Source organism: Proteus sp. G2674 (genome assembly GCF_009915195.1).
GTDB classification, from domain to species: Bacteria; Pseudomonadota; Gammaproteobacteria; order Enterobacterales; family Enterobacteriaceae; genus Proteus; species Proteus mirabilis.
Genome location: NZ_JAABLS010000023.1, coordinates 84,433 through 96,933 on the forward strand (window position 1 = coordinate 84,433; position 12,501 = coordinate 96,933).

Consider the following 12,501-nt stretch of genomic DNA (forward strand, 5'->3'; position numbering starts at 1 on the left):
TATTAAGCAGCTATTCTTTTTTCACTATAGTTCATACCTTGCAACATACAAAGCCAAGCTAGTACTGCGATCCCCATTAAAATAGCGAATAACGAAATAGGGGGCAAGGTTGTCAGGATATAACCACTAGCAAGTGGATTTAATGCAGCACCTAACCAACCTAAAGATTGTGCAGAAAAATAACTTGCTTTCATTCCTAACGGCGCAATGTTATCGATCATCATATACTCACCAGGTGCATAAATTAGTTCACCAAAGGTAAATATTGCTATCGCAATTGCCCAGAAAATTAAATTATCACCCGCCAGCATAAAGCCCGCTAATCCTAAGATAAAAAAGAGTGTACCTAAGGTCATTAATTTACGTAGTCTTTCAGCAACCACTTGTTTACCGACGATATATTGTAATGAGACGACAATGGCCGCATTGACGGGGAGGATCACCGCAATAGCAGATTCAGCCAACTTAGCATCATAAACAACTAAAAGGTATTGCGAAATACACGAAGCAAATGTACCAAAAGTTAATGTGCCAAAAAAAGTTGAAAGCACAAACCAGCCTAATGCCTTATCTTTTAGCATTATTTTCGGATCCCACTTTACACTATTTTCTTCTGTGGAATGCTCTACCACTGAACGTTGCACAAAACATTGGATCATAAATAAAGGAATACTGGCGGATATTGCCGCTAACCAAAAAGGTAATTGGGTACCATACATTAATAATAATGTGCCAATAGGTGGGCCAACCGTCCATCCCATATTAATAAAAGTATAGTTTAGTGAAAATATTTTAGGCTTTGCTGATATTGATAGAGTTTCAGAAAAATAAGCTTTCAATACCGTAGAAAAGACTAAATAGGAACAGTTAATAACTGAGAAAAAGATAACCACTAAAATAGTACTATTGACCATTGGGATAGCAGCAAATGCGATAATAAAGGTAATAATAGAAAAAACCATATAACGTTTTTTTTCAAATTTATCTGCCAGCATACCAAAGGCAAGGCTGAATACTATCCCCGTAGTCAGTGAAATAGACATTGCGATACCAATATCATCAACAGGCAATTTATATTGTCGTGATAAGTATATCGCCATAAAAGGTAGTGTTGCACCTCTTCCTATAGTCAGAATAAGTGATGAAAAGAGTAGTGCAGTTGTAGAACGAGATTTTTTTGAGAACATATTATCATTTTAATTATTTGTATTAATGGATTATTGTTGTGTTTGGTGATTTTCTGGTGAAAACTGTCCAACTGTATATTTATACATAACTTATAAATAACTGTATAGAGATAAAAGCTAGAAAATAAATTTTTTTAACCACTACCTATTTTATTATCCCATTTTTGATAACACTGTTTATCAAAAATATCTCTATAACAATAAGTTAGTTTTCTCTAGACTAGATAGTTTGATATAACCCGATTTAGCTAAGAGGCAAATTATGTCTATTATTCATCTTGAATTTGAAAAGCCTATTGTTGAATTAGACGAGAAAATAGATGCATTACTTGCATTTAAACAGTCTCAAGATGAAACAACGGCAGTTGATATAGACGAAGAAATCGCCAAACTTCGCCAAAAAAGCCTTTCATTAACACGCTCTATATTTTCTGATTTAGGGGATTGGGAGATAGTACAGTTAGCACGTCATCCTATGCGCCCTTATACATTAGATTATATCAAAGCTATTTTTACTGATTTCCAAGAGTTGGCCGGCGATCGTGCTTATGCTGATGATAAAGCGATTGTTGCAGGGTTAGCGCGTTTAGATAGAAAACCAGTGATGATTATCGGTCAACAAAAAGGGCGAGACACTAAAGAGAAAGTAAAAAGAAACTTTGGTATGCCATCACCAGAAGGTTATCGGAAAGCATTACGCCTGATGAAAATGGCTGAACGCTTCCATTTACCAGTGATTATTTTTATTGACTCCGCGGGTGCTTATCCGGGGGTAGGCGCTGAAGAGCGGGGGCAATCAGAAGCCATAGCACGAAATATTCTTGAAATGTCCCGATTAAAAACACCGATAATTTGTACAATAACAGGGGAAGGTTTTTCTGGTGGTGCATTAGCAATAGGTGTGGGGGATCGAGTAAATATGTTGCAATATAGTACTTATGCTGCCATATCGCCCGAAGGCTGTGCCTCTATTTTATGGAAAAATGCTGATAAAGCGCCTATTGCCGCCCAAACCATGGGAATGACGGCACCTAAATTACAGGCATTGGGTATTATAGACTCAATTATTCCTGAACCATTGGGAGGCGCACATCGCCACTACCAGCAAGCGGCTGAATTTGTAAAAAAACAGCTTCTCGCAGATTTAACAGAATTGAATAGTTATTCTAAAGAAGAACTGCTTGAGAAACGTTATCAAAAATTAATGTCCTATGGTTATTGTTAATTCTTTTCAAGTGAGAGAGCAATCAATGTTACACTGCCTATATTCAATACTCCCCATATAGGCAGTATTTTTATGTCAATTGACCTTAATTTATTACGTATTTTTTCTGCGGTTGCAGAGCAAGCACAGTTTGCCAGTGCTGCACGATCGCTTTCTATGCCAACATCTAATGTCAGTAGGGCAATAAAACAGCTAGAACAACAACTTAACTGTCGATTAATTGATAGAACCACGCGAAAAATGCGTTTAACTGAGCAAGGGAAAATCTTGTATCAGCAAGCCAAAAAGACCTTATATGAATTAGATAATGTTGTAGAACATATAACGAGTGATGGCCCATTAACAGGAACCTTTAGACTCACGATACCCAGTGAATATGGTAGTGAGTTACTTGCCGATATTTTAGCGGATTTTGCCGCACTTCATCCTAACTTAACCATTCAATGTGATACGCAGCTAATGCCAAGAAATGTTATAGAAGATGATATTGATTTACTTCTAACATTTCATCGTGGCCAATTAGCCGATAGTAGCTACCATTCACGTCTCATAAAGTCGTGGCGTAGTATTGTTGTCGCTTCAGAGAGCTTATTAGCAAAAACGGGTATCCCTACAGATATTGAGCAACTAAGTCAATTACCTTGTATTTCCAGTTTAAGTGCATTAGAAGGGCAACCGTGGATCTTTATTGATAAAGAGCAGAACCCTGTAAAAGTGACAATTAATAGCTGTTATCGTGTAAATAGTGCTATCTTAGCCAAAGCCGCCGTATTAAAAGGTTTAGGTTTTGCTATTTTAGCTGAACATTGTTGCCTTGATGCGATAAAGGCAGGCAAATTGCGAGCCATTTCTTTTCCTCAACAGCCCGCATCAATTAGTTTAGTCGCGATATATGCAAGTCGTCGTTCGCTTTCACGTAATATTGAACATTTTCTTGCATTTTTAACTCAGCGTTTATAATAATTAATCCGCTATCTGCTGAGAAAGTGCACCTTGTTTTTCTTTGCAAGGAAAAAGCATAATAAACAGAGTAATAAAACAGGAAAGTCCTGCGGTTAGCATGGCATAGGCAAATCCTGAATTAAATGCTTCAGGTAATAAGGCAACCAACTGATTATCTAGGGAAGCGGTTTTATTTTCTGTTACTAACGTAATAATATTAATCGGTTCTGCCACTATTCCTAATGCTTGACTTTGTATCATCATATAATTAATTGCTTGCTGTATCATTAATGTACCTAATAACGCAATTCCCATTGTCATACCGGTTTGTCTTAATGCATTCATGGTTGCAGACGCCATGCCCGAGCGAGACGGTGCTACACTTTTCATCACTAAAACCCCGATTGCGGGTGTCGCTAATCCCATTCCTGCACCTAAGATAAATAAATAGCTTCCTGTTATTGCGTAAGGGCTATTTGTTGCTAATGTTGCCAATAAACAAGAAGATATTGCAATCAACAAAAAACCAAAGATCATTAATTTTCTGACAGATATATAACGAGAGAACCGTCCAAATAACATAGAAAAAAGGGCCATGGCGATAAACTCAGGAGCCATTCTTAAACCTGTTTCTAATGCACTCCAGCCTTGTGCTTTTTGTAGGAAAAAAGCAATAAAAAAGACATTACTATAAGTGGCAAATCCCAAAGTAAAAGAGGAAAGGTTATATTGGAAAAACGAGCGATCTTTAAATAACGATAGCGGTAATAACGGGCGTTCAATACGTTTTTCGACTATAACAAACAGGGGAATAATGGCAAGCTGCCAAATTCAAGATTTTCGCGCTAAATTAAAACAGTGGTGTGAAACTAGCGTTATTGCTTATGTTGAAAAACAAGAATTACACGATATGCTTTTTCATCAAGTCTTTCATCAAAGCGGTAATATTCATGAAAATAGAGCGCTACAGCAGTTACAAACGATATTAATGGGGGGAGTAGAGAATAAAACGTGGCAAGTCCTACAGCCTGAATTAACCTGCACGCTTATTTATCATGGTATGCATGCTGCCGTTGATAATTTAGAACACAGTACGGAATACACATCACAAACATTAGGTGCGCTATTATATCGACAATTTACACAATTATTAGGTTAACCAGACTATTAAATAATGAATATTCGGGTTGTAGATATAAAATAGGCGTGACATTGTCACAAAAAAGAAAATTGGGCGCGATTAACAACCGAAATCATTTGTGGTGTTTCTAATATTGTTGCATCACTTTTATACGGTTGTCTGTTTCTTAGCAACATAACCATAAGGTAGGACTTCAAAAGAGCAGCATGATAATTTCATCAAAAATGAAAGGGGATTATGATTGACTCGTGGTTGGTAACATACAACAACAGAATGTTAAATTTCAAACAAAAAAACATGTATTAATCTTTATATATTTAAATGCCACATGAAATTAATATTACCTATATTTTTAATATAATGATGTAATTAAAAGATAAAATAAAATATTTTTCTAATATAAATAAAGAGAAGCATTTCAATTAATATGTAATTATCATTAAGGTGTTATATGAGTAAATTAACAATTGGTGGAGTGAATGTATCAACTTCGCAAATAAACAAATTATCACACGCATCTAAAGCTAGAGATGTAATGTCTATTTGGGAAAAAATAAAAGATTGGTTTAATCATGGTCAAAAAGAACATGTGCTTAATTTACTTTATCATACCTATTTCAATCCTAAAAATTCAATATTTGATAAGGTTAATTGCTTTGCAGAATTATATTCTATGACAGGGGCGCAATATAAAGATAATTTTCATTTATATTTAAAAGATGGTTATGATTTAAAAATGAAATTTGTTATAAAAAACGTTTATAATGGTGAGGTATCATTAGATAATTTAATTAAAGACATGATGGATCGGGTTCATAATAAAAACCCAAGCATAGAAAAAGACATAGGAAATATAAGAAGTTATATAAGAAGAAGACTGCATGAAATTCCTATTGAAGCCAATTATGATATTAATCAATACAATTTCTATTTATCCAAAATAAAAAATGACTTACTACCAAATAATTATTTTAACGTAGAGCGTTATTTTGATGGTATAACAGATTTTATTCGTTTATATAATATAAATAAAAATAATTCTAGAGTTAGTGTAGACGATAAAATTGAAGATCGTTGTAAATTACAAAGACTTATGAATATAATACAGCATATTGATATAGAATATAGAAAAAATATTCAAATAAAACTTTTGATGAATAGTGTTGCTTTAAATATAAAAGATAAAAATTCAGAAGAGTTTTTGAATTTAATTAAAATCGAATTATTGTCATTCTACAATCCTCATGTAGATATAATAGAAGGATTTATAGAACATGGAATGGAAACTTTATTTAAAGATGAAAACAAAAAAGAAAAAGCCAGTGAATCATTAAGGAAAGCTATTATTGATTATAACTATCCAATTATTAGAACACTTGAATTCAATGTTACTGATGAGACTATAAATAATATTTATATAAATAATATAGTACCAAGTGAGTATATCTCCTTCCGCCAATAACAAACGCCCATAATTACAATGAATTAAGTGACAATAGCTACAGCTATAACTCTATCTTTAAATAAAATAAAGGCTTGGAACGTAAAATAACACCAAGCCTTTTATTTTTTATATTAATAAATAAGGGGAGGTACTAACCATCAATCCCTTTCTTAGCCAAGAACTCATCATAAGTGCCTTGGAAATTAGTCACTTTTTCAGGCGTAATTTCAATAATGCGGTTAGCCAGTGAGCTGACAAATTCACGATCGTGAGAAACAAAAATTAACGTCCCTTGATAGAGTTCTAACGCCATATTCAGTGACTCAATAGATTCCATATCTAAGTGGTTGGTAGGTTCATCCATAATCAGAACGTTTGGTTTTTGCATCATCAATTTACCAAACAGCATTCTGCCTTTTTCACCACCAGATAATACTTTGACTGATTTTTTAATATCATCTTGTGAGAAAAGAAGGCGACCTAATACACTACGCACCGACTGTTCATCGTCTTCTGGCTTCATCCATAAACTCATCCAATCGAAAACGGTCATATCAACTTCAAAATCAGTAGCATGATCTTGTGCATAATAACCTATAGTGGCATTTTCAGACCATTTAACGCGTCCATTATCAGGCGTTAATTCACCCACTAATGTTTTGATCATGGTTGATTTACCCACACCATTGGTGCCTAAAATCGCCACTTTTTCGCCCACTTCCAGCATCATATTTACGTCTTTAAATAAAGGCGCATTAGCTTCATAACCTTTAGCAATATTCTCTACTTCTAAAGCATTACGAAATAATTTCTTCTCTTGCTCAAAACGAATAAAGGGATTTTGTCGGCTGGAAGCTTTGACTTCGGTTAATTGAATTTTTTCAATTTGTTTTGCACGCGAAGTAGCTTGACGAGATTTTGATGCATTAGCACTAAAGCGGCTAACGAAGGATTGTAATTCACTAATTTGTGCTTTTTTCTTTGCATTATCAGCGAGTAAACGTTCACGCGCTTGTGTTGCCGCTAACATATATTCATCATAATTACCTGGATGAACCGTTAGTCCACCATAATCAAGATCGGCCATATGAGTACACACCATATTTAAAAAATGGCGGTCATGGGAAATGATGATCATAGTGCTATTACGTTCATTTAATGTTTGTTCTAGCCAGCGGATCGTATCAATATCTAAGTTATTCGTCGGTTCATCAAGTAATAAGATGTCAGGATCAGCGAATAGGGCTTGTGCAAGGAGCACACGTAGTTTCCATCCTGGCGCCACTTCACTCATTGGGCCATTATGTTGCTCAAGTGGAATACCAACGTTTAATAATAATTCACCGGCACGAGACTCAACAGTGTAACCGTCCATTTCACCAAATTTCACTTCAAGATCGGCAACGCGCAAACCCTCTTCTTCGCTCATTTCCGGTAAGCTATAAATACGTTCACGCTCTTGTTTAATTTCCCATAACTCAGCGTGCCCCATAATTACCGTATCAAGCACGGTAAACTCTTCATAAGCAAATTGATCTTGTTTTAGCTTACCCAAGCGCTCATTAGGATCAAGGAATACGTTACCGCTAGTAGGCGCGAGATCACCACCGAGAATTTTCATAAAGGTGGATTTACCGCTGCCGTTAGCACCGATTAAACCATAGCGATTACCGCCACCAAACTTAACAGAAATGTTTTCAAACAGTGGCTTCGAACCAAACTGCATAGTGATATTATTACTTATTAACAAGACGAATACTCATGATTAGTGAATGATAAAGATAATGGGGCGGCATTATGCCATAAACTTACCCCATTAAGACAGTAGAGTAAGGTTAGCCGATGACTTATTTTACGATATCATGCACTTTTACGCGTTAATCACTTAACACTTAACTCAAAAAGACTATGTGATTTACCTGCTTTAAATAACGATATGAGTGGGAATGTGTTATTTTAATAGGATTAATTTTCACAAAGAAACAATCAAAGAGAGTTACTATGCCGATATGGGTTGATGCTGATGCCTGTCCTAAAGTTATTAAAGAGATACTTTATCGGGCAGCAGACAGAGAAAAAGTGGTGATCACTTTTGTGGCAAATCAGCGATTAAGTATACCCGCATCGCCTTATTTGCGCACATTGCAGGTTTCTGCAGGTTTTGATGTGGCTGATAATGAAATTGTACAACGTGTAAACCAAGATGATTTGGTGATCACGGCCGATATTCCTTTAGCGGCAGAAGTGATCGAAAAAGGGGCTATTGCACTCAATCCTCGAGGTGAACGTTATACAGAGTCAACCATCCGCGAACGATTAAATATTCGTGATTTTATGGATACGATGAGAGCAAGTGGCATTCAAACAGGAGGACCGGCAAGTTTATCACAGCGCGACCGACAACTTTTTGCTAATGAGTTGGATAAATGGTTACTACAGCAAAAACGTAAAAAATAATAAATTATCAATAAAATAATAAACTTTTGAATATTCTTACCATCCGAGAGGTAGTTATGTCATTTACTAAATCAATGCTTGCACTCGCTGTTATGGCGGTTTCTTTTACTAGTCACGCAGCCAAACAGGCTGATTTAATGATTGTCGATGGCACAGTGTTAACAATGGACGCACAAAATCAGGTTATCGAACAAGGAACGGTTGTTGTAAAAGAAAATAAAATTATCGCCGTTGGGGGGCCTGAGTTAACACAAGAATACCAAGCCAACAAAGTGTTAGATGTGGATGGTGATATCGTGATGCCAGGATTAATTAATACCCATACACATGCATCAATGACGGTTTTTCGCTCTTTAGCCGATGACGTGCCAGACCGATTACATCGTTATATTTTCCCTTTAGAAAATAAAATGGTGTCTCGCGATATGGTTCGCGTGGGAGCAAACCTCGCCAATGTTGAAATGGTAAAAGGGGGAGTAACTACCTATGTTGATATGTATTATTTTGAAGATGAAGTCGCTAAAACGGTTGATAAGATGGGAAATAGAGCCATCTTAGGTGAATCAGTGATTAATTTTCCGGTGGCTGATGCACAAACTCCTGAAGAAGGCATTCAATATGCTGTCAATTTTATTAATGAATATAAAGATCACCCGCGCATTATTCCTGCCTTTGCGCCTCATGCACCTTATACTAATACCACAGAGAACCTGCAAAAAATTGCTAAACTCTCGGTAGAACTTGATGCCCCTGTGATGATCCATTTAGCAGAAACCGATAGAGAGAAAGAAGAAATTGCAAAACGAACCGATGGTAAAAGCCCAGTTCAATATATGGCAGATATTGGCGCTTTAAATAATAAAGTCATTGCCGCTCATGCGATTATGGTTGATGAGCAAGATATTGATTTATTAAAGAAATATGATGTAGGTGTGGCTCATAATATTAGTGCTAATACCAAATCAGCCAAAGGTGTTTCGCCCGTTGTTGCCATGCTAGAGAAAGGTGTTCGTGTTGGTTTAGGGACTGACGGTCCAATGTCGAGCAATACACTCACAACGATGAATGAGTTAAATTTAGTAGGCAAAATTCATAAATTAGAGAATAAAGATCGCGCCGCAATGCCACCATTAACCGTCGTTGAAATGGCAACAATAGGCTCAGCCAAGGCATTACATATGGAAGATAAATTAGGCTCTTTAGAATCGGGAAAACTTGCTGATATTATTGTTGTTGATACTAAAGCACCTAATATGGTGCCTATGTATAGCCCATATGCAGCATTAGTTTATGGTGCGAATGGAAGTAATGTTCGTCATACCATTGTAGATGGTAAAATTTTGATGGAAGATCGCCAACTGTTAACCGTAGATGAACAAGCGATTATCAGTGAAGCGCAAAATTTCGCGAATAAAGTACGCCAAACCGTTGTTGATAGTGGTGAAGTCGTTAAATAAATCCCCAATCATACCAATATATTGAACAGGTAGTTTAAGTATGGCTACCTGTTTTGTATATTTTTCATTATGTTACTAGGATTGCTTCCACATAAGAGTCAAGACAATTTTCTATTCACTTTTATTTATTGAGATAATGCTATGCCGTGGACTTTTTCACATCCTGCCGTCGTTTTCCCTTTAAAACAGTCTCGGATTGGCAAGTACCTTAACTTGCCTGCATTAGTGGTAGGAAGCACTTCACCTGACTTACTCTACTCTTTTGGTTTATATCAATCAGCCACCACAGCACATAATTTAGTGGGGTGGTTCTATACTGCGTTTCCTTTTTGTCTTTTAGTTTTTATCTTTAATTATTGGCTAAGAAATCCACTAAAAACCGTGTCACCCATTCCACTAGATAACTCAATAAGGTTAAATTGGCGTGATTTAAGTCTATTTGTTATTTCTCTGTATCTCGGTGCTGTGACTCATATTGTATGGGATCCTTTCACTCATGAAACAGGCACTGCTGTCAGAATTTTTTCTATCCTACAAACTCAATTACTGCAGGGAATGACCGATAGCCAAGAACTGGCTATTTATAAACTATTACAGCACTTAGGCTCTGTATTAGGACTTATTTATCTTTGTTGGAAATATGTGCAGTATCAGCGAAAACAAGAGTGTGATATACAACTAAAAAATCGTCTTAAATTATTTCGTCTAATAGGCATCGGATTAATATCAGGGTTATGTACATTCCCGTTAGCATGGCAAAATGCCGATAAAGGAGTGGGGATTAATGTTAATCGATTTATTTTTCTTGAGCTTTCTTTAGCTGTACCTTTTTTCTTTGGATTGATGATAATTTTAGGATTATGGTTATATGCTAAGCAGAAAAAACAACTCTTTTAGTCAGCATAATAAAAATAATAATTAACCCCCAATATCTATTGGGGGCTTTATTTTAGTACAGAAAATCTAAGGAGTTAATGGTTAGCAAACCATTGTTCAACTTCTTCATAGCTACCCGTATAGATAATTTTATCTTGTTTTTTACTTAACTGGTAACGATACATAGGATCGTAATATTCTTTTAGTAAAGGTGATAACCATGAAAAATGCACTTCCGTATTCGCACTTATTTTTTGTGCGGCTAAAGCATTATCAAGTAATTGGGTTAACTCCGCTGCTCTTTGAGCACCTAATCGACGTCGAATAGCATACAATCCATGATGCAAATAATCACTGTATTCTTGCCAACCTTTTTCTTCACCATACGCTTCAATAAAGTCATGAGTCATACGATCAAAATATTCTTCTTTGAGTCTTGCCATACGCCGCTCAAATGGGTCATCCACCACAACCAAATGGGCTGTTGCCATTTGTATACGCAAACTTTCCGGTAAACCATTAGCACCAATAGCACGGCCTTCGTCTTCGAGTACCCAGCGCGAATGATAGGGGGATTTTTTTAACATATCGACAGCAAGGTAGTTTTCGAAAGTCGCTTGAGCAAACTGAGCCTCAACAGTGCGACCAAATGAGGAGCCTCGATGATGAGCGAATCCTTCTAAATCAATTCCCTCTGGTAAAGAGCGTACTAAGGTTGTTTTACCATTACCTGTACAACCACCAATTAAGATAATAGGGCGTTGTACTAGCTCATTGGTCATTTCGATCGTCGCTTGTCTTAACGCTTTATATCCACCTTCAATTAAAGGATAATCGATGCCTATTTCAGCTAACCATTTTTGAACAATGTGTGAACGCATACCGCCACGAGCACAGCAAATAAATCCGGAAGGAAAACGCTCGCAAGCCTCGCGCCAAGCAGCAACACGATGTGCTTTTATCTCGCCTTTAACTAATTGATGCCCCAACTCTACCGCTTTTTGAGAGCCATGTTGTTTGTAGCAAGTCCCTACAGCCGCACGCTCTTCATTATTCATTAAAGGTAGATTTATTGCGTTGGGCATCGCTCCTTGATTGAATTCTATCGGCGCACGAACATCAATAATCGGTGTTTCATTGGCAAGGAGTCGGCGTATATTTTGAGCAGAAAGCGTTGATTCCATAATAAAAACTATAATATCTAAACAGGCAGAAAGATTGTCTACTATACTCTTAAAATTACCTAATAGCACACACAGAGCATGTTTTTGTGAGTAATAAAATCAAACTCTATTTAACCAGCACTGCGACATTATTTTGAAAAAAGGATTTAAAATAAAGAAAATTGAATTGATCATAAATAATTCAACTACAATAACCTTATGCTATTTTTAGCAAAATAATATAAGTCACTTTATTACAACTAAAAATATTATAGTATTGATAGCTATGAATGGATTTAATCATAAAATGATAGGTGTATTACCTTGAACTTAATAAAAAAACATCATCGAATTATCAGCTTAACTGTGATGACTGTATTGTTGACGGGCTGTTCACAAGGGCATTCTCCTTTTATTCCTATGCTAGGTGCTTATTTTCCCTATTGGATGTTATGTACATTTATTGGCCTATTAGGTGCTTTTTGTCTACGGGTTTTACTTATCTACTGGGGAATTGATGATAAATTGCCAGTACCTTTGTTATTTTATTTTGCGATTATGTTATCAATTTCTTTAACTATCTCCTTACTTTATTTTACTTATTAAACT

Annotated in this window: 12 protein-coding genes; 8 read left to right on the plus strand and 4 right to left on the minus strand. The window is 36.1% G+C overall.

The features are described from left to right. Positions 1–2: 2 nt before the first annotated feature. Positions 3–1,187 carry an efflux MFS transporter YdeE gene (ydeE, locus tag GWI58_RS10570; protein WP_094959190.1) on the minus strand — a complete coding sequence of 395 codons (1,185 nt, stop codon included), beginning with the start codon at positions 1,185–1,187 and terminating at the stop codon, positions 3–5. Between the two features lie 262 nt (positions 1,188–1,449). On the opposite strand from ydeE, the gene accA reads away from it, so the two are divergent. Both accA and GWI58_RS10580 read left to right on the plus strand, forming a co-directional pair. After that, entirely contained in the window at positions 1,450–2,412 is a 963-nt protein-coding gene (accA, locus tag GWI58_RS10575; protein WP_004248063.1) for an acetyl-CoA carboxylase carboxyl transferase subunit alpha, read from the plus strand. A 72-nt stretch (positions 2,413–2,484) separates the two neighbouring features. Beyond that, the gene (locus GWI58_RS10580; RefSeq protein WP_004242940.1) at positions 2,485–3,372 is read left to right on the plus strand and encodes a LysR family transcriptional regulator; all 888 of its coding nucleotides are present in this window, start codon (positions 2,485–2,487) and stop codon (positions 3,370–3,372) included. Positions 3,373–3,375: 3 nt separating this feature from the next. Here the strand turns inward: GWI58_RS10580 and GWI58_RS10585 are convergent, their stop codons facing one another. Next, a complete protein-coding gene (locus tag GWI58_RS10585) occupies positions 3,376–4,185 on the minus strand; it encodes an MFS transporter (RefSeq protein ID WP_337247329.1) in 810 nt (269 codons plus the stop codon). Between GWI58_RS10585 and GWI58_RS10590 the strand changes: the two genes are divergently transcribed. Together GWI58_RS10590 and GWI58_RS10595 are read left to right on the plus strand one after the other, a co-directional pair. Further along, a complete protein-coding gene (locus GWI58_RS10590) occupies positions 4,169–4,513 on the plus strand; it encodes a hypothetical protein (RefSeq protein ID WP_237611693.1) in 345 nt (114 codons plus the stop codon). The two genes, GWI58_RS10585 and GWI58_RS10590, sit on opposite strands and share 17 nt — an antisense overlap. Positions 4,514–4,946: 433 nt before the next feature. Continuing rightward, complete coding sequence (locus GWI58_RS10595) at positions 4,947–5,957, plus strand: hypothetical protein (RefSeq protein WP_094959191.1); 1,011 nt, start codon at positions 4,947–4,949, stop codon at positions 5,955–5,957. A 133-nt stretch (positions 5,958–6,090) separates the two neighbouring features. Here GWI58_RS10595 and GWI58_RS10600 read toward each other — a convergent pair whose 3' ends face one another. Beyond that, positions 6,091–7,689: an ABC-F family ATPase gene (locus GWI58_RS10600; protein ID WP_017827716.1), complete on the minus strand. Its 1,599-nt coding sequence runs from the start codon at positions 7,687–7,689 to the stop codon at positions 6,091–6,093. A 251-nt stretch (positions 7,690–7,940) separates the two neighbouring features. Here GWI58_RS10600 and GWI58_RS10605 point away from each other — a divergent pair, with 251 nt between their 5' ends. The 3 genes from GWI58_RS10605 (at position 7,941) to GWI58_RS10615 (ending at position 10,750) form a co-directional block, all read left to right on the plus strand. Next, the gene (locus GWI58_RS10605; RefSeq protein WP_094959192.1) at positions 7,941–8,396 is read left to right on the plus strand and encodes a YaiI/YqxD family protein; all 456 of its coding nucleotides are present in this window, start codon (positions 7,941–7,943) and stop codon (positions 8,394–8,396) included. Between the two features lie 56 nt (positions 8,397–8,452). Continuing rightward, positions 8,453–9,853: an amidohydrolase gene (locus GWI58_RS10610; protein WP_004251191.1), complete on the plus strand. Its 1,401-nt coding sequence runs from the start codon at positions 8,453–8,455 to the stop codon at positions 9,851–9,853. 141 nt (positions 9,854–9,994) lie between these two features. After that, positions 9,995–10,750, plus strand: coding sequence for a DUF4184 family protein (locus GWI58_RS10615; RefSeq protein WP_094959193.1), 756 nt, complete (start codon positions 9,995–9,997; stop codon positions 10,748–10,750). A 74-nt stretch (positions 10,751–10,824) separates the two neighbouring features. Here GWI58_RS10615 and mnmH read toward each other — a convergent pair whose 3' ends face one another. Continuing rightward, positions 10,825–11,913 carry a tRNA 2-selenouridine(34) synthase MnmH gene (mnmH, locus tag GWI58_RS10620; RefSeq protein ID WP_017628112.1) on the minus strand — a complete coding sequence of 363 codons (1,089 nt, stop codon included), beginning with the start codon at positions 11,911–11,913 and terminating at the stop codon, positions 10,825–10,827. A 303-nt stretch (positions 11,914–12,216) separates the two neighbouring features. Here mnmH and GWI58_RS10625 point away from each other — a divergent pair, with 303 nt between their 5' ends. After that, complete coding sequence (locus tag GWI58_RS10625) at positions 12,217–12,498, plus strand: YtcA family lipoprotein (protein ID WP_004242955.1); 282 nt, start codon at positions 12,217–12,219, stop codon at positions 12,496–12,498. Positions 12,499–12,501 lie beyond the last annotated feature (3 nt).